Source organism: Aneurinibacillus sp. REN35 (genome assembly GCF_041379945.2).
Taxonomy (GTDB): Bacteria; Bacillota; Bacilli; order Aneurinibacillales; family Aneurinibacillaceae; genus Aneurinibacillus.
The window spans coordinates 70,264-92,097 of record NZ_JBFTXJ020000006.1 but is presented as its reverse complement, the minus strand read 5'-3'; the positions used below and the strand labels follow the sequence as shown (position 1 = coordinate 92,097).

37 protein-coding genes are annotated in these 21,834 nt (G+C 46.0%); 3 read left to right on the top strand and 34 right to left on the bottom strand.

Going from position 1 to position 21,834, the window contains the following annotated elements; genetic code table 11:
- Positions 1–11: 11 nt before the first annotated feature.
- From AB3351_RS13065 to AB3351_RS13025, 9 genes are all read right to left on the bottom strand, one after another.
- Positions 12–278 (bottom strand): head-tail connector protein, encoded by a 267-nt coding sequence (locus AB3351_RS13065; RefSeq protein ID WP_371147574.1) that lies wholly within the window; start codon positions 276–278, stop codon positions 12–14.
- 20 nt (positions 279–298) lie between these two features.
- Positions 299–1,477 carry a phage major capsid protein gene (locus AB3351_RS13060; RefSeq protein ID WP_371147743.1) on the bottom strand — a complete coding sequence of 393 codons (1,179 nt, stop codon included), beginning with the start codon at positions 1,475–1,477 and terminating at the stop codon, positions 299–301.
- A 26-nt stretch (positions 1,478–1,503) separates the two neighbouring features.
- Positions 1,504–2,238: a head maturation protease, ClpP-related gene (locus tag AB3351_RS13055; protein ID WP_371147573.1), complete on the bottom strand. Its 735-nt coding sequence runs from the start codon at positions 2,236–2,238 to the stop codon at positions 1,504–1,506.
- Positions 2,235–3,413: a phage portal protein gene (locus tag AB3351_RS13050; protein WP_371147742.1), complete on the bottom strand. Its 1,179-nt coding sequence runs from the start codon at positions 3,411–3,413 to the stop codon at positions 2,235–2,237. The genes AB3351_RS13055 and AB3351_RS13050 overlap by 4 nt, the downstream gene beginning before the upstream one ends.
- Before the next feature lie 32 nt (positions 3,414–3,445).
- Complete coding sequence (locus AB3351_RS13045) at positions 3,446–5,137, bottom strand: terminase large subunit (RefSeq protein WP_371147572.1); 1,692 nt, start codon at positions 5,135–5,137, stop codon at positions 3,446–3,448.
- Positions 5,118–5,495 carry a P27 family phage terminase small subunit gene (locus AB3351_RS13040; protein WP_371147571.1) on the bottom strand — a complete coding sequence of 126 codons (378 nt, stop codon included), beginning with the start codon at positions 5,493–5,495 and terminating at the stop codon, positions 5,118–5,120. The genes AB3351_RS13045 and AB3351_RS13040 overlap by 20 nt, the downstream gene beginning before the upstream one ends.
- 215 nt (positions 5,496–5,710) lie before the next feature.
- Positions 5,711–6,070 carry an HNH endonuclease gene (locus AB3351_RS13035; RefSeq protein ID WP_371147570.1) on the bottom strand — a complete coding sequence of 120 codons (360 nt, stop codon included), beginning with the start codon at positions 6,068–6,070 and terminating at the stop codon, positions 5,711–5,713.
- Positions 6,054–6,383: a hypothetical protein gene (locus AB3351_RS13030; RefSeq protein ID WP_371147569.1), complete on the bottom strand. Its 330-nt coding sequence runs from the start codon at positions 6,381–6,383 to the stop codon at positions 6,054–6,056. Before AB3351_RS13030 ends, AB3351_RS13035 begins: the two co-directional genes overlap by 17 nt.
- 50 nt (positions 6,384–6,433) lie before the next feature.
- Positions 6,434–6,838 (bottom strand): hypothetical protein, encoded by a 405-nt coding sequence (locus AB3351_RS13025; RefSeq protein WP_371147568.1) that lies wholly within the window; start codon positions 6,836–6,838, stop codon positions 6,434–6,436.
- Positions 6,839–7,403: 565 nt separating this feature from the next.
- Here AB3351_RS13025 and AB3351_RS13020 point away from each other — a divergent pair.
- The gene (locus tag AB3351_RS13020; RefSeq protein ID WP_371147567.1) at positions 7,404–8,030 is read left to right on the top strand and encodes a copper amine oxidase N-terminal domain-containing protein; all 627 of its coding nucleotides are present in this window, start codon (positions 7,404–7,406) and stop codon (positions 8,028–8,030) included.
- Positions 8,031–8,162: 132 nt separating this feature from the next.
- Here AB3351_RS13020 and AB3351_RS13015 read toward each other — a convergent pair whose 3' ends face one another.
- The 15 genes from AB3351_RS13015 to AB3351_RS12945 all read right to left on the bottom strand — a co-directional run bounded on the left by AB3351_RS13015 (position 8,163) and on the right by AB3351_RS12945 (position 16,626).
- Positions 8,163–8,606, bottom strand: a complete 444-nt coding sequence (locus tag AB3351_RS13015) for an ArpU family phage packaging/lysis transcriptional regulator (protein WP_371147566.1) — start codon at positions 8,604–8,606, stop codon at positions 8,163–8,165.
- Positions 8,607–8,693: 87 nt separating this feature from the next.
- Positions 8,694–9,035, bottom strand: coding sequence for a hypothetical protein (locus AB3351_RS13010; protein ID WP_371147565.1), 342 nt, complete (start codon positions 9,033–9,035; stop codon positions 8,694–8,696).
- The gene (locus AB3351_RS13005) at positions 9,028–9,210 is read right to left on the bottom strand and encodes a hypothetical protein (RefSeq protein WP_371147564.1); all 183 of its coding nucleotides are present in this window, start codon (positions 9,208–9,210) and stop codon (positions 9,028–9,030) included. Before AB3351_RS13005 ends, AB3351_RS13010 begins: the two co-directional genes overlap by 8 nt.
- Positions 9,207–9,479 carry a hypothetical protein gene (locus AB3351_RS13000; protein ID WP_371147563.1) on the bottom strand — a complete coding sequence of 91 codons (273 nt, stop codon included), beginning with the start codon at positions 9,477–9,479 and terminating at the stop codon, positions 9,207–9,209. The genes AB3351_RS13005 and AB3351_RS13000 overlap by 4 nt, the downstream gene beginning before the upstream one ends.
- A gap of 128 nt (positions 9,480–9,607) precedes the next feature.
- Positions 9,608–10,051, bottom strand: a complete 444-nt coding sequence (locus AB3351_RS12995; RefSeq protein WP_371147562.1) for a hypothetical protein — start codon at positions 10,049–10,051, stop codon at positions 9,608–9,610.
- Positions 10,052–10,129: 78 nt separating this feature from the next.
- Positions 10,130–11,056 (bottom strand): 2-methylcitrate dehydratase, encoded by a 927-nt coding sequence (locus AB3351_RS12990; RefSeq protein WP_371147561.1) that lies wholly within the window; start codon positions 11,054–11,056, stop codon positions 10,130–10,132.
- A 21-nt stretch (positions 11,057–11,077) separates the two neighbouring features.
- The gene (locus AB3351_RS12985; RefSeq protein ID WP_371147741.1) at positions 11,078–11,518 is read right to left on the bottom strand and encodes a RusA family crossover junction endodeoxyribonuclease; all 441 of its coding nucleotides are present in this window, start codon (positions 11,516–11,518) and stop codon (positions 11,078–11,080) included.
- Entirely contained in the window at positions 11,515–12,330 is an 816-nt protein-coding gene (locus tag AB3351_RS12980) for a DNA adenine methylase (protein ID WP_371147560.1), read from the bottom strand. The genes AB3351_RS12985 and AB3351_RS12980 overlap by 4 nt, the downstream gene beginning before the upstream one ends.
- A gap of 165 nt (positions 12,331–12,495) precedes the next feature.
- Complete coding sequence (locus AB3351_RS12975; protein ID WP_206247240.1) at positions 12,496–12,684, bottom strand: hypothetical protein; 189 nt, start codon at positions 12,682–12,684, stop codon at positions 12,496–12,498.
- Complete coding sequence (locus tag AB3351_RS12970; RefSeq protein ID WP_371147559.1) at positions 12,681–12,875, bottom strand: hypothetical protein; 195 nt, start codon at positions 12,873–12,875, stop codon at positions 12,681–12,683. Before AB3351_RS12970 ends, AB3351_RS12975 begins: the two co-directional genes overlap by 4 nt.
- Positions 12,847–14,220 (bottom strand): replicative DNA helicase, encoded by a 1,374-nt coding sequence (locus AB3351_RS12965; protein ID WP_371147558.1) that lies wholly within the window; start codon positions 14,218–14,220, stop codon positions 12,847–12,849. The genes AB3351_RS12970 and AB3351_RS12965 overlap by 29 nt, the downstream gene beginning before the upstream one ends.
- The gene (locus AB3351_RS12960; RefSeq protein WP_371147740.1) at positions 14,217–14,912 is read right to left on the bottom strand and encodes an ATP-binding protein; all 696 of its coding nucleotides are present in this window, start codon (positions 14,910–14,912) and stop codon (positions 14,217–14,219) included. Before AB3351_RS12960 ends, AB3351_RS12965 begins: the two co-directional genes overlap by 4 nt.
- Complete coding sequence (locus AB3351_RS12955) at positions 14,896–15,771, bottom strand: DnaD domain-containing protein (RefSeq protein WP_371147557.1); 876 nt, start codon at positions 15,769–15,771, stop codon at positions 14,896–14,898. Before AB3351_RS12955 ends, AB3351_RS12960 begins: the two co-directional genes overlap by 17 nt.
- Positions 15,772–15,784: 13 nt before the next feature.
- Positions 15,785–16,168, bottom strand: coding sequence for a hypothetical protein (locus AB3351_RS12950; RefSeq protein ID WP_371147556.1), 384 nt, complete (start codon positions 16,166–16,168; stop codon positions 15,785–15,787).
- A 71-nt stretch (positions 16,169–16,239) separates the two neighbouring features.
- Positions 16,240–16,626 carry a hypothetical protein gene (locus AB3351_RS12945; protein ID WP_371147555.1) on the bottom strand — a complete coding sequence of 129 codons (387 nt, stop codon included), beginning with the start codon at positions 16,624–16,626 and terminating at the stop codon, positions 16,240–16,242.
- 141 nt (positions 16,627–16,767) lie between these two features.
- Here AB3351_RS12945 and AB3351_RS12940 point away from each other — a divergent pair, with 141 nt between their 5' ends.
- Positions 16,768–17,076, top strand: coding sequence for a helix-turn-helix domain-containing protein (locus tag AB3351_RS12940; protein WP_371147554.1), 309 nt, complete (start codon positions 16,768–16,770; stop codon positions 17,074–17,076).
- A gap of 69 nt (positions 17,077–17,145) precedes the next feature.
- Here the strand turns inward: AB3351_RS12940 and AB3351_RS12935 are convergent, their stop codons facing one another.
- The 9 genes from AB3351_RS12935 to AB3351_RS12895 all read right to left on the bottom strand — a co-directional run bounded on the left by AB3351_RS12935 (position 17,146) and on the right by AB3351_RS12895 (position 21,160).
- Positions 17,146–17,298 carry a DUF6906 family protein gene (locus AB3351_RS12935; RefSeq protein ID WP_371147553.1) on the bottom strand — a complete coding sequence of 51 codons (153 nt, stop codon included), beginning with the start codon at positions 17,296–17,298 and terminating at the stop codon, positions 17,146–17,148.
- 54 nt (positions 17,299–17,352) lie between these two features.
- Positions 17,353–18,234: a recombination protein RecT gene (gene recT / locus AB3351_RS12930; protein WP_371147552.1), complete on the bottom strand. Its 882-nt coding sequence runs from the start codon at positions 18,232–18,234 to the stop codon at positions 17,353–17,355.
- 13 nt (positions 18,235–18,247) lie between these two features.
- On the bottom strand, positions 18,248–19,189 hold the full coding sequence (locus AB3351_RS12925) for a YqaJ viral recombinase family nuclease (RefSeq protein WP_371147551.1): 942 nt from the start codon (positions 19,187–19,189) through the stop codon (positions 18,248–18,250).
- 98 nt (positions 19,190–19,287) lie between these two features.
- A complete protein-coding gene (locus AB3351_RS12920) occupies positions 19,288–19,578 on the bottom strand; it encodes a hypothetical protein (RefSeq protein WP_371147550.1) in 291 nt (96 codons plus the stop codon).
- A gap of 156 nt (positions 19,579–19,734) precedes the next feature.
- A complete protein-coding gene (locus AB3351_RS12915; RefSeq protein WP_371147549.1) occupies positions 19,735–20,049 on the bottom strand; it encodes a hypothetical protein in 315 nt (104 codons plus the stop codon).
- Positions 20,046–20,270 (bottom strand): hypothetical protein, encoded by a 225-nt coding sequence (locus AB3351_RS12910; RefSeq protein WP_371147548.1) that lies wholly within the window; start codon positions 20,268–20,270, stop codon positions 20,046–20,048. Before AB3351_RS12910 ends, AB3351_RS12915 begins: the two co-directional genes overlap by 4 nt.
- Positions 20,267–20,761, bottom strand: a complete 495-nt coding sequence (locus tag AB3351_RS12905; protein ID WP_371147547.1) for a hypothetical protein — start codon at positions 20,759–20,761, stop codon at positions 20,267–20,269. The genes AB3351_RS12910 and AB3351_RS12905 overlap by 4 nt, the downstream gene beginning before the upstream one ends.
- Positions 20,762–20,804: 43 nt before the next feature.
- Positions 20,805–21,017 (bottom strand): hypothetical protein, encoded by a 213-nt coding sequence (locus tag AB3351_RS12900; RefSeq protein WP_371147546.1) that lies wholly within the window; start codon positions 21,015–21,017, stop codon positions 20,805–20,807.
- A complete protein-coding gene (locus AB3351_RS12895) occupies positions 21,014–21,160 on the bottom strand; it encodes a hypothetical protein (RefSeq protein ID WP_371147545.1) in 147 nt (48 codons plus the stop codon). Before AB3351_RS12895 ends, AB3351_RS12900 begins: the two co-directional genes overlap by 4 nt.
- 137 nt (positions 21,161–21,297) lie before the next feature.
- On the opposite strand from AB3351_RS12895, the gene AB3351_RS12890 reads away from it, so the two are divergent.
- Entirely contained in the window at positions 21,298–21,597 is a 300-nt protein-coding gene (locus tag AB3351_RS12890) for a lactate permease (RefSeq protein WP_371147544.1), read from the top strand.
- Here the strand turns inward: AB3351_RS12890 and AB3351_RS12885 are convergent.
- Positions 21,586–21,828, bottom strand: coding sequence for a Thoeris anti-defense Tad2 family protein (locus AB3351_RS12885; RefSeq protein ID WP_327881225.1), 243 nt, complete (start codon positions 21,826–21,828; stop codon positions 21,586–21,588). The genes AB3351_RS12890 and AB3351_RS12885 overlap by 12 nt on opposite strands.
- Positions 21,829–21,834: the final 6 nt, after the last annotated feature.

Below are 21,834 nucleotides of genomic sequence, written 5' to 3'. Positions count from 1 at the left end.
TCATCACCTTTCTAAATAATAGGTGTATAGGATTTCAATTGCCAAATCATACTCTCCAAAGCGAAATTGAACTTTTCTACTTTCATGCTTGGATCACGATTCTCATAGTGCAATGCCACATACATCATGATCGCTAGCTTGTATAAAGCACTATTCGACTCCGGGACGCCAGCATTAAGCAGATATTCTTTCGCTGCTGAAAGCAAAAGAGTGAGGACCATATCATCCTCACTTCCATCAATCCTTAGATATGTTTTTAATTCTTCAAGCGTCGGCATTCACCACGCCCCCTTTATCACTAAGCTACTGGTGCTTGTGTTACCTTGGCAATCCGGAAGGCTGATTTCAGAAGGATTGCTTGGTCAAACCATGCTGTTAGCACGAACAGATAATCCCCGGTCTTTACGTCCTTATCAGTTTCGTAAATCAATTCCCCATCGTAGTTCAAACGAGCATAGTTGAAGTCACCAACAATTGGGTCAACTGCGGAGTCTGAAAAAACAACTGGCTTGCCCAGTACACGCTCTGGTGGGGCATCGTAGTACGAACCATTCGGACCAGATAATGACTCGATAATATCGGAGTAATCTGCATACGTCATTACAATTGTTGCGTTTTCCCGGTAATCTTCATGCAAGGCAGTCAGAGCCGCTTTAATCGCCTTGTATTTGTTTATGCCGCTGACTTGTGCGATACCATTTTGTGCAGAATAGAAACTCATGTGTTCTTCTCCTGCTTTCGGAGTGGTAGCAAAGGAAACCTTTTTTTCCTTGGCAGCTAATCCAGAACGCAGAGCGTTCTCTACATAGTTCACTAAATCTAAATCCGAGCCATGAATAACCGTGTCAGAAATAGCCGCAAAGATTTTAAATTTGTTTCGTCCAAAGGTTACCTTGTCACCGGTCAATTTTAATTCTTTGGCCGTTTGCTCGTCTGTGATAAAATCGTCGTCATCAATTGTGAAGGCGATTTTCGGCAACTCCAAGCCTTTGATGTTAGAAATCCGGACTACATCACGCAACGGATTTTTCACCAATGGCTCAGACAGGAGTTCATTAGACATGGTAGTCGGTAGGAACTTATCGCCCCCAGTAGGATGCGGACTTGGCAGGGCACGAAGAATATTCTGCGCATCCTGAGATACTGGTCGACCTTGAATAGCCGCACGAATAAACTCTGCCTTGGCCGCAATGATTTTATCTTTATCAGAGTGAGCTGCCGCAATGGGATTATCGTTCTTCAATTTGGCTTTCTGCTCTTGTTCTATCTTGTCATGTTGCTCTTTCAACAGGTTGAAGCGTTCCTGCAGGTCATTTTTCTGGTTTTTCAGATCCGTAATTTCGTTCATGGGTACAGCAGGATTCGCCAGCTTGTCCATAAGCTGATTCTCAATGTTTGTTAGTTGGGCGCCCACTGTTGCCATTTTCTCTTTTAAATCATAAAGCGTGCTTGCAGCGAAGAACTGAAGGTTCTTCATAGGTAAGTAGAGATTCTTTTTCACAATTACATTCCTCCCAAAATTTTATTTATTTTTTCGATGTTCCCCTTGGACTCAGCAATCATTTTTTGCCGTTCTTCCTCACCAATCAGCTCGTTTTCCGGCTTTTTCAGCGCGTTTTTTAGTGTTTCCGGTACGTTTTTGAATCGAGAAAGTAATTCCGTATTGGCGCTAGCCACGATTTCCTGAGCCTCAACAATTTCGTCGCAGAGGCCATAGTCAAAGCATTCCTGAGCACTGAGCCATGTTTCCGCATCCATGATTTCAGCAAGCTGCTCCCGACTCATCCTATCGCCTGTCTTGCTGAGGTACGCTTCAATAATGCTTTCACCAATCTTGTCGAGAGCATCCGCCTGTTTTCGGAGCTCCTGTGCATTTCCCATCGCAAACGTCCACGGATTGTGAATCATCATCATGGCATTTTTGGGCATATACACGGTATCTCCTGCCATAGCAATGACACTAGCGATAGAAGCAGCCACTCCATCGACATGAACATTTACATGCGCATTGTGACGCTTTAAAATCGTGTGAATAGCCTGTCCCTGGAACACAGAGCCCCCTGGAGAATTGATATAAACGTTTAGTGTCTTGATGTCACCTAACGCTTTCAAGTCATCCTTAAAACTCTGAGCTGTGGTGTCGCTGTCGTCCCATTGATAAGAGACAATGTCACCGTAAATATAAAGCTCTCCAGTGTCGTTTATAGCATTTTTGAACTCCCAAAATCGTTTTTTCACTCCACTTTCACCCCCTTCCGTTGTTCGATTGGTGTATCAATGGGATACAGATCACCACTGAGATAAAGCTTTTCGCCTCCTGGTTCCGGCGGCAGCTCCTCGAAGGCCCGAACCTCGTTTGGTTTGAACCAGCCGGAACGGATTCCCTTGAAGTAGAACTCGCCACGGGTTTGCGTATCACCACGCAAAAGAGCGTTCACATTGAACTTGAAGCCAAGTCCGCGTAAACGCTCCTCTGGAGTAAGTAATTTTCGATTAAATTCCTGTTCGTATTGCCTAACGATTGGAACGAGTGTACCTTGCACAAACTCCAAAGACATTTGCTCCATACTGGAATAACTGGCCCCCTCTGTTTCGCCAAGCATGTGCAACGGCATGTTATAGACAGCAGCTACACGGGAACGGGTAATTCGCTCAACCTCAAAGACCTTCGTATCAAGAAATTTACGATCAATAGGATTGATTTTCATACCGGCCTCTTGGATAAGAACTCCACCATTATCCTGATAAAATTCCTTGAAGTTGTTGAGAATCTCCTTTCGCTTATCCGTTCCAAGATGTGTAGCCATCTCTAGAATAAACGAAGCAGCGATTCTCGTATCCATCTGATCCAGACTAAACTGTCTGACCTTTCCATCGAAATCAACTGTATTCCTGAGTACTTCGATAGGATTGAGGCCCTTGTATCCTGTCCCGTGAATATGCTTGACGTGGATGATGTCCATGTTGTGTACGTAATAACGTCCTTTATCTCCATCGATTTCATACCAGAGTTCCCGGGTGTTCTTCTCGATGACAGGCTCCACACGAGCCGGATCTAGAAGAACAAGAGCCTCCACCTGAAATCTGTTGTCGTACTTCTTCATGGCATATCCGTTTCCGGTACTGTCCCGGAGCACTTCCAACGTTCGAATAAAATCAAAACTGGTCATATTCGGATTTGGAGCGTTAGCAATCAAGTCGGCTGTTTTCGAGTGTACTGGTCTAAAATCCTGATAAAGCTTTAACGGCAAGCTTGCCATTGCGTTTGATAACCTCGAAATCGCAGCAAATATTGTCTCGTTTGTTGCTAACGTTTCACCCGAACGACCAACAAAGATGTTCCGTGGCGAAAACCACTTCGTAAAATCATAACCTGGACCACTTACCTTATTTCGGAATACATCCCAAGCCAAGCGCGCTCTTTGTCTTAATTTCACAAATTTCCTCACCTCCTTAACAGGTCTTTCATGGATACAAACTCCACCTTTCCACTCGGTTGCGGAACCGCCATTCGTTTCATCACTTCAGTGTGAGAGTTCAACCAGGCAGCGAACCCGTCGATTTTGCGATATCGGTTCTGTTTGGTGGGCATCCAGTTACCATTTCTGTCATCCACCAACTTTACATTGTTCAGATACCAACGGAAAAGGCGGTTTCGGTTGTAGACCACCTTGCCATCGAGCAGCAGTTCCTTGATGTCTTTCAAGGCGGGGCTGAGCGTTAATGCTCCCTGCCGAACCTTCTCTGTTTGAAATCCATAAGTCTCCAAATCCTTCACAAGTCGGAAAGCATTCGCCGGGTCATAGGTAATCAAATCTATAGGAAAGTGCTGGGACTGTGCTACAAACCAATCGAAAACATACTCATGCTTCACATAATCTCCCGGAATGATAGTCAATAAGCCTTCTTCTTCCCATTCGCGGAAAGGGAGGTTGTCGTTGTCTTCTAACACCTTTTTTCTTGGTACCCAGGAATGAGATAGCACAAATATTCGCCCGTCATCAAGAATAAATTCCAAGTCGGCAGAGGTAAAATCCTCCGTTTGTGACAAGTCAAAACCGCCGATGCAGGTACGACCCTCCAACTCTTTCAGGTCAATTACAGCGTCATTCCGCTTGATAACCTCGAAATCAATGAAAGACTGCTCATCCGATTGAACAAATCGGTTCAACCTTTTGGTAATGAAGTCATTTCGCTCGGCCGGAATGTGTTTTCTCGTTTCCCATTCCTCAATTAACGTTTCAAGCTTCAAAGTCACCCCGAGGTTCGGATTCGCTTTTATCCAGTTCGCCGGATCCTCAATATCATCTTCTTCATCCAACTCGGCCATATAATAAAAAGACCGTTCGTCCTGAATGACCCCTTCCAAAACATCGGCAGCTTTTTCGTAATAATCCATAAGTGGACCGTCCAACTGATAGCCGGCCGTTGTGATGTACAAGAGTAATGGCTGTCGCCTGGCACCGGTACTGTTCTTGATTACGTTAATCAGCTTATAGTTTTTATACTCATGAATCTCGTCGAATACCCCAAAGGAACAGTTCTTTCCATCCAGCTTCTTACTGTCTGTAGCCAGCGGCATAATTTTTGACATTGTACGACCGAAACGGATCTCATGGAGTGTTTCATCAAAGTGCCGGTTCAAGAGCGTGGATGCCTTAACCATAGCCTTGCACTCATCAAACAGTTCCCTCGCCTGTTCCTTTGAATTGGCGAGCTGAAACACCCTCGCCCCGTTTTCTCCGTCTTTGGAAGCTGCATATAAAGAAAGACCGGAAATCTTCGTGGTTTTCCCGTTTTTCCTGCCAACAAAAATAAGCCCCTCACGAAAGCGGCGAAGACCGGTATCTTTATGAACCCATCCGTAAAGCGACCCGATGATAAAATGCTGCCACGGTTGCAGTTCTAACCGGTCATAATCCCCCTGTGACGGTTTGCAGAATCGTTGAATATAATCGATAGGTCTGAACGCTTTTTCCTCATCAAAAATGAAGGGAAAAGCATCTGTTCCCTGCCTTTTTAGATCGTTTATGTGTCGTTTACAGGCCATTTTGACCTTTTTTGAAGCAATAATTTTGCCAGAAAGCACATCCTCGGCATAGGCCGTAGCAAGAAGCTTAGAATCTATCAAACTCATCACCCTTGCCGCTATCGCCCTCACCATTGGAAAGTGGGCCAGACACTTTTCTATCGGAGGCAGGGGTGAGTTTCAGCTCTGCTTGAAGCTTGCGCTGTTGTTCTACGATCTTAAGGATTTTATCAACAGACTTGTTCTCACGCCACATTTTCTGGGAGCCATTTTCGAATAGCTCAACAGTACCACGCTCCTTGATGTCCCTCTGGTGCTCCTGTTTTAACTGTTCAAGCAGAACGATATTATCTACCAGCATGATGGTCCGCTCGCTCAAGTTCGCATCGATTCGTAGCTCCTCAACGAGAATTTCAAACAACTTTTTCGCTTCACGGTCCTTTATGATCTTCTTAGGCTTATACATGCTACCCCCCCTCACATAGAAAAATTGGTCCGCGCCGAAAACGAAGGGGCCCCGCCGGTCTGTGGCGCCTCGCCCCCCCAATTTCGAGGGTAGGGGGGCTACAGAGCGTTCTGACTCCTTCTGTGTCTCTAATTGCTATCGCCGCTCACAGATGCCTTTCTGTGCGTCTGAAAACGTGCCATTCAAAATAAAAAAAGCCACCCATTGAGTGACCACTACCATACTTCCCTATTCGCTTTTGCCTTTACCACTTTCGCCTTACACTTCTTCCTTGACTTAGCCCTGCCCTGTCCCTTCTCTGGATGCTCTTTGTTATGGCAGGAAGCGCAGATACTCTCCAGGTTGTCGGGATCCAGCGCAAGCTCTGGTGCTTCATCAAAGTGTTTAATATGATGCACCGTATCGGCTGGCTTCAGTTTCCTGCCTTGCTTGAGACATAGCTGACAAAGATAGTTGTCACGTTTTAGTACATAATCCCGGCATTTACGCCAAGCTGCACTATCATAAAATCGCTTGGCTTCTTTATTACGTTTGTACCTGTCATAGTACCGATCTTGCTCAGGATTCCTTGTCATCACTATCGCCTTCAATCTGTTTGCGCAGCAGCTCCATCTCTTGCTTATTATGCTTGGTCAGTGTTTCGATCTCTTCGTTATACTTGTCCTTCGTCTTGTCAGATTTTGCGTTATGCAGCTTCTCATTCAATTCATTAATCTCAGTCTGCCTCTCTCTTATTGCCTGGTTCGTGTAGTATGCTGTGTAATCTGCCTGGCAGTGAGGACAAGAGAAGTACACACGCTGGATTTCATTAACCGAGGGTGCATGCTTTAATTCACCGACAACAAAATCATTCTTGCATTGGTCGCATTTAATCACTGTTTCGCTCATTGTTAACTCCTCCATTACTTTTTATATTCGAATAAAAAAGAGGCGCCTGATTAAGCGCCTCCTCCTATACTACCTTTAATTGTTTCAGATGCTATTTTAACAACAACATCCTTAAACTGTTCTAAGCCCCATTGTGCCAGTTTTCCCGTTACGGCTTTGACCTTTTCAACTCCAGAAAGAGTAGGTTCGATTTCAAGCTTACTCTCCACATAGTCGATACCATCCCTGGTTAGCTTGCAGTTATCCAATCTATAAGCATCAATCATTTTTCCGGCTCTTGGTATCGCCCAGGCGTCTGTAATATATCCCTCAGTGAGCAACTTCGAGATAGCGACATAGAACACATCAGATTCTAATTCCAGTGCTTTATAATTCACACTGCTCATATTTGGTAAATCTTTTTGATACTCTGTATACAACGCCAACAGTACTTTTTGTTTAGTATCCAATTCCATATTTATCCCTCCTAACTAACCTAATTAGTTCGGCAAGAAGGAGTAATTTCCTTTCATCTACATCACCACCCACCTCCAAGGCAAAATAAAAAGCACCGGCTGACCGACGCTTACTTCTGCTGCTGTTTTCTACGTTTCCACTTCTCTTTTTCTTTCTGCCAATACTGCTGTACACTCTCTTCCCAATTACTACGTGGGTCTGGCATTATCACTCGTGCGTCCATATTCCCCCTCCTTTCTCGTTCTTTTATTGTGCAACAAAAAGCTCTGCTTTATGACTAACACTTGTCGTCAAATTCCGAGATAAAAATACTATTTCCACCGTTATTCACAAGTAATAGACAACAAAAAGACCGCTCTCCCGGAACGGCCCCTTCGCTTATCTTCTGACACTATCATCATACCATCTGTATCTTCAAACAGCGCGCCAACCTCACGCCAAAATGACGCCATTTTTACGCCAACTATTTAAGCTTGCCCCAAAAATAATTCTTTTGAATCAAAGCGAAAAGTATTACTATAAATTTTGTAATTATTTACACATAAAAGCAAAGGGGAGAAAAAATTGAGTAAACTGAACAAAGCTAAGTATTATGTCTCCGGTGTTCTAACTGGTGCTATTTTATTTTCAGGGATCGCACTTGCGGCAAGTCCTATCAAATTAATTGTTAATGGCGAACAAATTAATTCTGATGTTCCACCACAAGTTATTAATGGGCGCACAATGATTCCTGCAAGACCACTGGCTGAAGCACTCGGTGCTAAAGTAGAATGGGATGCTAAAGATAACGCTGTTGTGGTTACTAGCAATAATGCACCTACTAAAAATGTTAAAGCAATTGATTTAGTTAATACTCTTAAACCATATAAACTAGACAGAGCAACTAACGAGACCGTCGTAGTTACTGGTAAGAGCTTTGACAATGCATATCGTCTAAGCGCGTCAGGAGAAGTTAATTGGAACTTAGATGGTCAGTATAAAAAACTAACACTTTCAACCGGTGTTCCAGATAATACTACTTGGAGCCATGAAATTATAATATATGGCGATGGTAAAAAAATTAAAAGTGAAACACTAACTACCAAAGATGGATTAAAAGAACTTACTGTGAATGTGACAGGTATTAACATTTTAACCATTGAGGGCGGATACATACATCAAGGAATTATTATCAATCCACAGGTTCAGTAGAAAGCTGCTATTTGACAGATAGATATCTAAGTTATAAATTCGTTATAATTAATTTCAAAAAACATTTTTGTGTGCGATATATTATCTAGCATAAAAAGCCAAAAAACCGTTCTATTAAGGAACGGCTTTTTATTATATTGGTATCAAATCCTCAGACAATACTTCCAACTTCAACATAAAAGCCAATTTATAAAACGCTCTCGCCTTCATCCTGGTATATGTCCTTTCACTTAGCCCAACCTCTCCAGCAACGATATAATCAAAGCTCTCATCTTCCAGATAGCGCTTCTCAATAATCTCCCGTTCCTTCTTGCTCAACCGGCTCACAGCCCTTTCCACGCGCTCACACAGCGCTTCGATCTCCCGTTCCTTATCTACATTCCAGACAGCACATTCGGCTGCCATATCGGTCGTTTTGTTCGTCGGACCATGATACCTCGGTTCATAGGCAGGCGTGTTCTTCATCTCCCGGCGAACAAAGCCGATCTGCTTGTAGATACGCGCTGTCTCCAATGCTTCTTCGACTCTCTTTTGTGTAGCCTTCCGGTCAATTTTCGGCAAAAACGACATTTGCATGACGACTCCCCCTGCTCATGGTAAAATATTCTTGGGTAGCAAGAACAGGGAACCCCTCTCCGGATGGCCGTCCAGAGAGGGTGTTTTTTATTCGGAAGATAATTTTTGCATTCCTTTGTTATTCCTATCGCATATATCGTTTGCTAACTGTCTCACTTTTTGGGATTTAAGCATGGCATTTTCCTTCTGCAACCGTTCAATCTCCGCTGCTTGGCTATCAGTGTGTTCTAGTAACCTCCTTACATATTCAGGTGCCTTCTCTATGAACATCGCATCCTCTTGTTCGTGACATTCACAGACGGGTGTGTCGCACTTGTTTTCCTCATCCCAGGCTCCTACCCAACTTGTTTCATCGTTATAACGAAACCAGCGTCCTTTTGTAATAAGGCTTAGATCATTGCGTATCTCCTTCAGTTCCTGGTCAGTCATTATTCGCTACCTCCTTTTTCTCGCGCTGTTCAGCAATATATCCAAACCAAACTTCCTCAACGATTTTTTTTGTTACAGCGGCAACATCATGAACTTTTTCGCCTCGTTCTAACATTTGCAGAACGGCTACCGCAATCATTTGTTGTTGCAAATCAGTTTCTAAAGAAAGTTTCACTCTTTAGCACCCTCCCTTGCTTTATACTTGCTACAGCTCTGCCACTTCTTACGAAAGTCCGTTCCTGGTCCATTTGAATCCCTATACAATTCACATTTATAAAACGTTCGATTCCATTCTTTTTTATAGAGAAACCGGCATGTTTTACAAGTAGTTCCCTCTGGTCCTTCTCCAAACTGACGCACCATTCTGTTAGGATGATTTGATTCTGGAAGAGGCTCGAGATATGGCATGTCGGGGAACAGATCAAGTTGCTCCGATTCGTTCATACTCTCCCTCCTACATTTTCCTCATTTACCCATCTACCTAAAAATGGTATATTTCAGGTGAAGGGTTTTCTGGCAACCCTTCCCCCTATGAGCCGGCAATCGCCGGCATTTTTTATTACATAAATCGCTTAATCAACAATGTGCAGCAATTCATCCGATTCATCTGCCAACGCTTGAAAATCCATGTTTTCATAAAACCTTTCATCCATTACGGCATAATAAAGTTCAGAGCATACAGCTGTGGCATGCTTTTTATTCACCCACATATCACCATGCTCGCTTTGGAACGGTGACTCTATAATGCTGCCCAGAAGTTTTTCAAAGAACTGCGGATTTTCACTTATGGCTTTTAGAAAGCACTGCGTATAAAGAAGTCTTTCTTGACCCATTCCTTGGAGCCAATTGAGTATATCCTGCGATAATTCTTTGTTTTCTGTGGCTGCCGCATACATCATCAATGCTACTACTGCTGCTGGGTCACGATCAGGTCGTAATACAAAGCAATTTCCAATTAACTCACCGGTATCAGCTTTTGTAACGTTATATTTAACATGTAGGCCTTGTTCACTCATTTTTATCATCCTCTCTTCTCGCAATATCACCGTATTACAAGGCCGCCCACCGGGTTTTCCCGGCAGGCAACCGATTTATTAGGCTATATCTTCACCGCGCATTTGTCGGGCAATACGCTCCTTATACTCTCTCCACTGGCGTCTTACCTGTACAAGTGGTAAGTTCATTTCTGATGCAACCTTTGTCCAGCTTCCGCGCTTTCTCTTCTTATCCAGCAGCTGAGGGAAGTCAAACTCAATGTCCGGGAACTTTGGAGCGTGGCCGCCAAGAATATACTCCTCAATCTCTTCTTCTGATGGCTCCTGGCCGTCGCTGCCCAGGTTCTCGGTAGCTTGCCCCTTCAAAGAATCGGTGTCCTCTTCATCTTGCTCGGATTGGTCTGGCTCTCCTGTACCAGTTGCCACTTCCCCCGGATCCGCCGTGGTCTCCTGTTTCGATTGCTCTTTCTCTTGCCTCCATTCATCCCACTTGGCAGCCAGAGGGGCCAGACGCTTTCGATACTCATCGATCAGCTCCACGATTTTTCCTGAGGAGATATCCAGCTCAGAAGCAAGCTTCATGTATGTCTCACCCTCTAACCGGCGCTTCACGATATTAGCAAAGTCATAAGGCAGGTCCTCGTAGCTTGGTGCCAAGCCGCTGAGAATGAAATCGTCGATGATCTCTCGCTCCGTTTGCTCCTTCTCTTCCTTGGTCGGGATCTTCGCTTCTGGCAGTCCCAGGTTGGCCTCCAGTTGCTCTCCTTCCGGCTTTATTTCATGCACGATGCCTTTTTCATCCACACGGTAGGTTCTCATCGGTTCTTCTGTATTTGCATTGATCTCGACGGTATAATTGACGATCAAGGACTCGAGCGATACATCAACTCGGCAGCCAATCATTTCAGAGACAGAATCGAGTTTGCCTCGCATTTCATTTTCAGAGACAACAAGCAGGATTTCCTTTTCCCCGTTTGGCTTCAGATTCACCTTTTTGATCAGTCCTTTAAGCTCCATGTATGGCATGATTGTTTTCTCCCCTCGGTTTTAGATGATTGATAACTGTTGTATTTGCTCTTCCATTGCTTGAACTTTTACTTCGATGCGTGGCTTCTGGCTGTAGAATTTCTCGGCTACAATGCTGACGATCTGGCTGTCATCCTTCCAGATCACTTTGTTCAGCGCGTCCTTGATGCCTTTCACATAGTTGTCTACATCTGGCTTGCTGGTTGGTCGAATTTCCCTTGCCTCGGCCTGTACCGTTTTCTTTTTGCTGAAGCTCTTTGGTATGGACCGATAAATGCTTATCTTGAGCAGCAACGGTCCCACCAGAAGAACAGACGGTGCATGGTCAGCTGCTGCCAATCTGATGTACTCTTTGTAGTTCCGGGACTTGGCCGGATCATACAGCCGGGCCCGACCTGCAATGGTGGTCGCCCGGGGCCGTCCCTGTGCCACCGGCTCTCCGTAGATCGTAAACTCAATCATGCTTGTCCTCCTGCTTCCCATAGCGTCATCTGACCGTAATCGTAATTCTTGAACAGGATCTCTGTAGCCACCGGCCGTTCTACCCCTCTGGCCTGTGGCCGGGAGAATTTATGCGCGCTAATCTCTATGCGATCCCAATCATGGTATAGCCCTTCGATAAGTGGAGTGCTGTAATAAGAAACAATTGCCTTGCCTTGAATATTCCTGAGCATATCTGCTAAATCGCGATGATCTTTTTCCTTGAACTTGCCCTTATACCGGTTCTCGTTGCCATGATATGGGGGATCGATATAAAACAAGGTATCCGGTGAATCATATTTCGTGATGATGTCTCGAAAATCTAAGCATTCAATTTGAACAGCAGCCATTCGTTCGGCAAATGATGCCAGTAATCCGCATGCTGTGCGAAAACCGCGAGCTGGATTTTTTACCCCTGAGTGCTTCCAACCGGTTTTATGATTATTTCCGCCAGGAATAGCTGATCGATTGAGGTAAAACCACCGCACAGCTCGTTCAAACTTGCTCCGAGGCTTTTTGCCCCATTTCCATTCCTCAAATAGCTGGCGTGAGTATGGCAGTGTGCTTACCGCTTGCTGTATCCGGTCCGGATCCTTTCGAAGCTGCAGAAGAAAATTTACTACATCCCCGTCAATATCGTTATATATATCGCAGTTAACCGGTGCCTTGGCCGCTATTACCGATGCACCGCCGCCAAACGGTTCCACATAGCAGGTATGGGGAGGCATTAGACTGATAATGTCCTGGGCCAGCGTCTGCTTTCCCCCAAACCAAATAATCGGCGTCCTTGTCATGCTTTCTTCCTCCGTCTTGGCATTGTCATAGGCGCCTTTCCTTCAGCCTTTGGCAGCGCCCTGTACTTTGCCAGCTCCGCTTCGGAAAGCTGGTAGCTGATCACCTTTCCGGGCTCATTCCTCTCAAACCGTTCCCTGGGCACTAACGTCCGGCCGCGTCCACGATCATAAAAGCTTTTCATCCGGCATCTCCTCCGTTTCGACTTCGATGGCCCTCGCTTGTCCGTTGATCCGAAGTCCGGTAATTCTTAAGTCCAACTGCTCCGCTTTGTTCAACTGCCCAAGCAAGCTCTCCAGGCTTACAACGATGTGCCGCACCTTCGCTCTCTCCGGAATGACAACGGCGTGCTTCATGACACCCTCTGTCCTTGAGGCAAGGGCATCGAGTGGACCACGCTGCAGAACTCTGCAATGCCTTCCTCAATTTCCTCTTGCGTTACGCTGTTTTTAAATGCTGCTTTCACTTCACCGATTGTCATTTCCTGACCGGTTGCCATATATACCCGCTTCAAATGCTCAAACACATGCCATCTGTTCAGCTGCACTTGTCTGCACCTCCAAATTGAGAATCTTGCCGTACTCCCGCAGGAAAGCTAACTCCACCAGCCCGGTCGCGCCGTCCCGGTTCTTTGCCAGAATCACTTCGAGAATATTCCGCTTCTCGCTCTCCCGGTCGTAGTAATCATCCCGGTAGAGAAACATGATCTTGTCGGCTGTCTGCTCAATTTCGCCAGACTCCCGAAGGTCACTCATCATCGGGCGCTTATCGGCGCGCTGCTCTACCTGCCGGCCGACCTGGGCCAGGGCAACCACTGGCACTCCCAGCTCCTTTGCCATGTTCTTCAGTGCCTTGGTGTTGGCGCTGACTGCATCGGCCCGGCTCATGCCTTTTGCCGGTGGCTCGATGAACTGCAGGTAGTCGATAAAGATGGTCGCCAAACCCTTTTCCTTCTGCAGCCGCCGCGCTTTTGCCTTAATCTTGGCTACCGTCTGGCCGGCCTCGTCATCAATCGCAATGTTTCGGTTCGCCAGAAGTCCGACAGCCATCGTAAATTTGCTGTATTCCTCATCGTTCAGCTTTCGGGTGCCGAGTCCTGAAAGGTTCCCCAAGTTGCTTAACATGCGCTGTACAAGCGCCTCAGAAGACATTTCCAGCGAGAAGATGCCAATGGCCCCCTTGTCCGGATATAGCTGCGAAATATTGAGAATCTGTTGGTTCATGTAGGCCGTCTTGCCGATCGATGGCCGTGCTGCCACGATGATAAGTTCCGGTGCCTGGTAGCCGTTCGTCAGCTTGTCCAAATCCTCCAGGTCAGATAGCAGTCCCGGCGCCAGCTGCTCATTCTCTTCACCGTTGTCCCAGAGCGTTCGTTCCACTTTGTCGGTGTACTCCATCAGAATGTCATGCACGGAGCGCATCGTTTTCTTGACTTCGTTCTCCCCGATCTTTCCAAGTGCTTCGCCGGCATCGGCAATAACCTTCTCCATTGCCTCTCGGTCCATCGTGTGCCACTGGTGGCCGGCCGTAATAAGCTGGTGACCGATCTTCATGGCCTGTCGCATGTCTGCCAGACGAATCAGTCGATCCGCACGCCGCCGATTGTCGTAGTAGGACGGAATCGATACGGCCACCTCACTGATTCGCTCGATGGTGATGTCCAACTGTTCAAGAAACGGGACCATATCCACTAGGTTCACCGAGTCGATGTTTTCTTCCCAGCGCTCCAAGATGCCCTGATAGAGCTTTTTGAATTTCGGGTTGTAAAAGTGCTCCGGCTTCAGCATCTCTGCCGTCTCAGCAATCACGTCTTTTTCCATCAGCATGCTGACGACGACTTCTTCCTCCATGTCGATGTCTGCCGGGATAGGATAAGCATTCATGTCACTCATTGGCCTGCCCTCCTCAATTCCCGGCGCCGGTAGTCTTCTCCGACCACTTTCAGCCACTCTGTATCTTGCGATAAGCGTGACATGTTGCGTTCGCCAATTTGTTTTTCAAGCTGCCGACCGCTGAGGTTTGTTGTGTAAATTGTGTGTTTTCCCAACCGACTTTCCACGACTTCGAACACCTTTGAGGCCGTCCAGTCCGTGCCGTTCTCTGCCCCGATATCATCAAGCACCAGGCAATCTACCTGTTCGATCATCTCCAGCAACTCCAATTCGTTATGCTCGCTATCTCGGTTGTACGTGTCCCGGATCTTGGTGAGCAACTTCGGTGTCGAAATGTAGATGCAGGAGAAGCCAAGATGCATGAGACGTTTTTGGATCGATACGGCAATGTGTGACTTCCCCACACCATACGGCCCTGTCATGAGCAAATTACGGGATTCCTCAGTGTCAAAGTGATCGGCATACTCCATTCCCTTTTGCTTTGCGAGCGCCTGGCTCTCGTTTCCGGGTTGGTAGTTTTCAAAAGTGGCTGGCAGCAGCTTTTTCGGAATCAGGCTGTTCGTATCAAACACCTTTTGCAGCTTCGCCCGGCGTGCTGCAGCGTTCTCCTGCAGAATCTGCTGAACCATCGCCCTCTCTTCAGCCTCACGCTGCCGTCGGAAGGCTTCCAGGGCTTCAGTAGGGATATTCATATTGGGACGGTTGAGAAGGTCTCTGACGCTTTTCATCTCGCTCCTCCTTCGGTAATCGAACCAGCTTTTTTTCTTTCTCCGCAGCCGCTTCGGCCTTCTTCTGCTGGAACTGCTCTACAGTGCGTATGTTTTTATTCAGGCACTCCTGAAGAATTCTCTCCAGATAGGCCCAGGATCGCTTTTCATAAACAGCAGCCTCCTGAATGGCTGCAATCATAATGGCTTCCGGTTCGTCAAAGTAGCCGTTATCTAACCAGTCGATCATTTTGTCTCGAATGGTGTCTGTAAATCTCCCAATCTCCTGCTCATACACAGCAATCGGATTTTCTTTTGCGTGCGCATGTGTAGGAGGAGTAGGAGTAGTATTATTAAGTTCTTGTAATTCTTTATAATTCTTGTTTATATTGTCGGCCTGTCGTTGCTTTCGTGGTGCTTTCGCGGGGTCTTCGTCATCGTCTTCGGCGTTGCTTTCGTAGTTGCTCGATGTCTGATAAAAGCAGTAATTCTCTATGTTTACGAGCATACCGTGCGTTGCTTTCGTTGTTGTTATCATTGGTTGCCCCACGTTGCTTTCGTCGTTGCTTTCGCTTGCGCTTCGTAGCCAGTTTAAAATTTTGAAAATTTGATCCTTGGTTGGCCGTTCTGTTCGATATCCAACCTTCCAACTGCACGCCTCGATAATCTCAGGAATGGATGTAACCAACTGCCCTCGTTTGAGATTTTTATAGTTTCCATGCTGCGCTTTGGAAAGAAGGTAGATCCAAACTTTTAAGAACAAGGGTGGCTTCTCCCATATTTCACTTTCAATCATTTTTCTGGAAAGCAAGATATATCCGCCTTTGATTGGTGGTTTTGTCATGGTGTTCCAACCCCTACTCTTCCGCGTTCTTCTCAACGGCGTACATCTCAACCCAACTTCCGATACTTTCTATAAGTTCATCCTTGCTCATCTCATCATTTAAAAAGTTAAAAAACTCATCATCGAATTCGTCATGAACAAATAATGTCTCATCACCCATGACATTAAGGTGAATTTCATGGCGATCCATATGAGGATTTTCTTTTTGATACTTTTCAGTCAATTCGTGACTATTTTCATCAGGTATACCAACATTTTTTAAAATCGCTTTGAAAATGCTTGAGACTTCTTCGCACAAAAAGTTCAAATCGGTATCAAGTACAGTTTCTAACGATTTTTCTTTTTTATTTAAGCGATAAGCCACATCTAACAAACTTGAAATAACTTGCTTATCCAAGGTAGATCCCTCCCCATTACATTTATAAAATTTTCATTAACTAAAACAATCTATACCTATCCAACACACAACTAGTGAAGATGTATGTTTCTTAAAATGCTTTCTTTTATGGTCTCTACATCTTCTTTTGTGATATCTCTACATCGACCAATCTGGATAATCATTTTTGAAAACAAATTAGCTTCAGCTTCAAAATTTTCATTTGCAAAAACAGAAGAACCCCTTACCTCGAACGCCTTATCAGCTTTTGTTTTACGAAAATTATGTTCTAAAAAGTAATGCCCGAGTTCGTGTCCCAAAATAAACTCAGTTCGCCCCATTTCCATTCCGGCCTTTAACGCGATATATACATCTGTATTATCGAATACAATAAAACCATCAGGGAATCTATGGTCCATGCAAACCGCTATACCTTCCAACTCCGCCAGTTCAATCAACCTTTCAAAGCAATTCATCATTACCACCCCCCAAAATAACTGTTAGCGTTATTATAATAACGAAAAGAGATAAAGTAAAGTTAATTTATAACTTTTTTAGTTATTTAAAAACTATTTGTGCTATAATAACTACTATCAAAGTTATTTTCGGAGGTTGATAGGGTGATTCGTATAAAGTTATCTCAACTGTTAGGCGCTAATAAGATGACTCAAAAAAACTTATCAGAACTAACAAAAATTCGACCGAACACAATAGGAGCTTTATACCATGAAGAAGCAAAAGAAATTAGTTTTGCGAATCTAAATGCTTTATGCCGTGCTCTCAACTGTCGCGTTGAAGATATTTTGGAATACATCCCTGATACAGAAACAGATGACAATATCTCGGTGTTTATAGATAGTGACAACGACTTAACAGAAAGCGAGAAGCAACAAGTTGCCGATTTTATAAAAAATTTAAGATTAAAGTAATTCTTAGCCAGACTCTAAAAATATAGAGTCTGGTTATTTTTATCACTCAGAGCATAAATCGCTCAGCCCCTATGCCGATATGATCCGTTCCCGGCCCGTTTCCCTGTGTACCAAGTGAAGCGTATCCGGCAGATTCTTGGTGACAAGCCAGTTCGCCGGGTTCAATCGTGCAGTTTGTATCGCCAGCTTTTGTTTGCGTGTCGGCCTCTTCCCCGATTTCATAGATTGTTCCCCCTTAACGTTTGATAGAGGGGCGCCGTAGCGCCCCGTGTTTTGTTATTTAAATTCCATGTTCATGGCGTCTTCCAGTTCCTTATCCGTGCCTTTTTGATCTGTCCCTGACTGCTTCTCTGCCGGTGCAGACTCAGCCATCGGGATATCCTCGGCTACAACACCCTCCGCCTCAATCGCGTCAGCATAGACGCTTTTTGGCTCGCTGGTGATGTTCTTACGCACCGTTTCGTCCCAGGCCGCCTTCTGCTGAATCTCAATGCTGATCGGCAGGTACTTCCACATATGACGAATCACTGTTTTCTTTGCCATTTCCTCATAATCGGTCACCCACGGACCATTTTTGTTGGCCTTGGAGCGTGCGCGGCGCCGTTCAATTTCTTCCATGTCCATCACTTCAAACTGGTAACCCCCATCTTTGAAATGGGCCACAGCATATACATAGGTCATAGCTCCCCGGCGTCCCGTGGCTGGTTTATGGTAGAGCTTCGGATGTAACCCCAGCTCATAGTCAAATTCATCAGCCTCATATACCGCGTGGGAATAAATGCTCTCGATGTTGCCGGACCGGCGTGCCAGGTCAATCATGCCTTTATAGCCGATGATGAACTGTGCTTCCTTTCCATACGGGATGATGTAGCAGTGACCGATCAGGCCCGGCTCCAGGCCAAGCTGTGCTGCCTGTACAATCGCTCCCATAAGGGATGGAATGCTGCACTCCATCAGCTTCGGTGTGGTTCGGATGGTCGTCAGCGCAACCCGAGCCAGGCGATCTGCATTCATATGTGCTGGAAGCGCCTTATCAAATTCAGGTTTCATTTTTTCCAGATAGGCTGCAACGGTTTGTTCCGGTGTTAAAGGCTTCTTAGCTGCCGCATTTTGACTACGCTGTGCTAATGCATTCTTTGCGTCTTTATTGGTTGCCATGCTTCGTGTCCTCCTAACCTAATCGCTTCACACTGAAGCGCCGGGAATGTGATTGCTTTGCAAACTTTTCGTAAATATCCGGGTGCTCGGCTTTAAGTGCTTTCGAGTCAATGCGCTGGCTGCTGACGTTCTTCCAGGTGACCTGATAGTACCGGGCCTGTCCGGTTTCATGTTCACCCAGCATCGCCTTGAGTCGGTTTTCAATCTCCTTCACCCGCTCTTCCGCTGCCTTTACTGCCTCCTTTGCAGGCATTAGTTGTTCAAGCAGCTCGTCTGCCTCGAGAGGAAGCTCTGTCTCCGTTCCCTCTTCGGCCATGGGGTGCATTTTCTTTAGCAGTTCCCCGGATGCTTCTGATCCGTCTAACATTGGTGGCACACCGGCCAGCACATGATTCTCCCAGAAGTCTTTTTCAATCTCGATCAACCGCGCAATCAATTCCTCGTCACGCTCAATACGCTTGTGAATGAATGTATTGCCGCCCACAAGAACAGCGATGTACCAAGCCTGATAGCCTGTGACGGCCATGTAATGCTGGCACTGAATCAGGTACTGCATCGGCACCTCATCGCCTTCCCATAGGTCTTTCAGGTAGGCAGAAGCCGTCTTACACTCCAACCCTACCTTTTGCCCGACCAGCTCCCGGTCAATGTTTGCCAGCATGAAGGTATGTTCCGGATGCTGCAGCAGGCTGTTTCTCCGGCGAACCTTTAGCCCCGTCCTCAGCGTGAATTCTTCGGCTACCAGCGCTTCTAACCTGTTTCCGAAGTAAGCAGCTTCCCCGGCTTCTTCTGGCCCAATCTGCCCTGTTTTTTCAAGGTAGACGGCGACAGGAGACTTATATTTGCTCAGACCGGCAATGGCTGCCGCATCAGAGCCGCCGATGCCTCTATTGCGCAACTCCAGCCAGGCTGCCCGGTCCATGTTCAGCGTGCGTGCAAGTACGTTTGCTTGCATGGTCATCCCCCCTATTTGATTTTCAAAGTGCATTCGTGGTACATTGATAAAAAGTGTTTGCTTTGCCAATGACCTGTTCCCGCAGGTCATTTTTCCGTTTACAGGACATCTCGCATGTACTCCTGCCCGCCCGCTTCCGTCTCGAACCAGTAACCAACCACAGAGCCACTCCATTCTGAGAAGTCCAGCTTGTCCACTTCGATGGTCGCCCGGATCACAGGGTCAACCAGGATCCGATCCAGCAGCTCCTCTGCCCGTTCCCAGCCAACTTCATCACGCAGCACCCGCTCGACAGTCCATTCTGTGATAGGAAGACCTCGGCCTTGCCGCTGCATTAAAACGTCTGTAACGGTGTCAATCACAGTGGTAATGCTTGTTGTTAGATTCATTTTTTCACCTGCCTTCTGTTATGTATTGCACTTCTCGGAAGTGCTGCCAGAGCCACAAGCGCCCGGGGTGACAGGCAACCTGCAGTCCTGGCAGCAAGCCCGAAAGCTTGCCACTTCATACGAACATGTGTTATGCTGTTTGTACATTGTTAGGTGTTAAGCTGTTTGAGTGTTCCCGCACTCGGCAGCTTTTTCTTTTGTGTACCAAAGAGATAATTCGTGATACCGTTGCAGGCTTAGTTTGTGATAGGACCAGGCTGCCTGATAGCCTTTTTCTTCTCCGGCCGCCTTATAAGACTCAGCCAGCTCCTCATACTCCTTCGCCTCTTGCTTGGCTTCTTCCATCTCCAGCGAGATTCGATTGAGTAGTAAGCGATGCTGGTACGCAGCATTCTGTTCCTCATCCATTAAGCTCATATCATAGCCCGCTGTCCTTTCGAGCACTTCCTGCAACCGCATGTTCCAGTTCATCTCAGCACCCTCCCCGGTAACAGCGCTAACTCTCCGCCCCACTCTTTCATCGTTTCAATCTCTGCTTTCAGCCAGCCGTAACGACGCCAGTATTTTTGTGCTTGCTCCATGTGGTACTCGACTTGCCCCATCGCATGTGGCTCGTCCAAGAATTTATAATCATCCGCCATAGATTGATGCCAGGCCGCCAGCTTTTCTAATCGCTCCAATTGTTCGTTCATCGTTTTCCCTCCCGTACTTCCTTCTCATATTTCGTAAGCAACTCTGATCTGCTTAGTCCGTAGACTTCCTCGATCACACCCAGCTTCACGGTAGCCGTATCCACTACATCCTTTAATTCCATCCAGAGCCGTTCGCCCTCCAGTTGCCGATTCGAAGAAGATTTCTTTGATACCACAGTAGCCTCCAATACTTTTTGTAGATCACGGATTTCCTTCAGCACCAACTCCTTCATTGCCGAAGGATGTGTATCGATGTCCGGGTCTAAGTCCAACAGGTTCGATATGTAGCCACCGGACCGTTCAGCCATAATAGCGACTGCAAATCGCCAATCCACCGCAGCAAGTGCCGGGTCATTTTCTTCCTGCCAGTTCCGCTTACCGTTCTTAATCTTGATGATGGTGGAACGCTCGTAACCGAGCTGCTCGGCAAGTACACCTGCTGATATGTTTTTCTCCTCCAGGTACTGTCCGATTTTGTCCGCAATGGACATGTTCTCATCTCCCTTTTGTCCCTGTTTAGTTGCAACCTCCATGCTATGCTTGTTTTAAGATAGAGTCTGGTGATTCACCCCCTTCCTCGCGTTCGATACGAGCAAGGACAGTATTGTGAAAGCACCAGTATTTATCCATTTCTCGCTGAGCTTCTTCTTTATCTGTCATCTCGCTAATACGATTCAGTTCAGTATTGCAGTAGTAGATCGCGTCCAGAACGGTAGGAAAATCATCGGCTGTGCGTACAGTGTTCATGCCTTGGCTCCTTTCTTCAGCTTCTCTTGATAGGCCGGAACAATTTGCCGGGCCAGATAACGCATTGCTTCTTTTTTGCACTGTTCAAAGCGTGGCCCGTAATGTACGATAGGTGCCTTTCTTTGCTCGGTTTGTTTGGCCATGTTTCTGCTCCTTTCCAAGTAAGGCCTAGTTTTAATTAGTAGGATTTTCCTTTCTCCTGTCGAATTATGGTATTCGGAAGAACGGTTACTTTGGCGAGTTGGCGTTCTTCCAGTTCAGATAGACAGGGGGTGAAAATATGAAGCTCATTAATTTGTCTGAAAAGCTACTGAGGTATATGGTTTCCGAGTACAAAAAACACGGGAAACAATATTTCGAGTTAGAAACATTTAAGATACTTTATCCAGAAGAAACGGACGACTTCATTTCAAAAGCGTTGTATCTACTACAACACGATGGTTTAGTTTCGATTCAATCAGCCGATGATGTAGCATTTGAAACTGCATTAAATCCAATGGGTATAGCAAATGTTGAAGAGAATACGATGATTAAAAAAGGCTACGCAGCAATCAAAGAAATCAAATCGCTACTCGTTTAATTCCGTTACAATCCAGTCATCAGCTAATAAGTCCGAGGCATCAGGATTCCACCTTTTGCCTGGGGCTAGCTTTCCACCATGCATTTGCTCTGCGTATTTTGTTTTGTAAACCATACAGCAATCAGATGTATCAGTCGGCTTTATCTTGCTGTATTTTCTAAAAGGTGAACTTTCACGAATGATATACAGGTCTTTCTCCAGTGCTAACTTTGTTGCATCTTGAATGTTCACATTCTC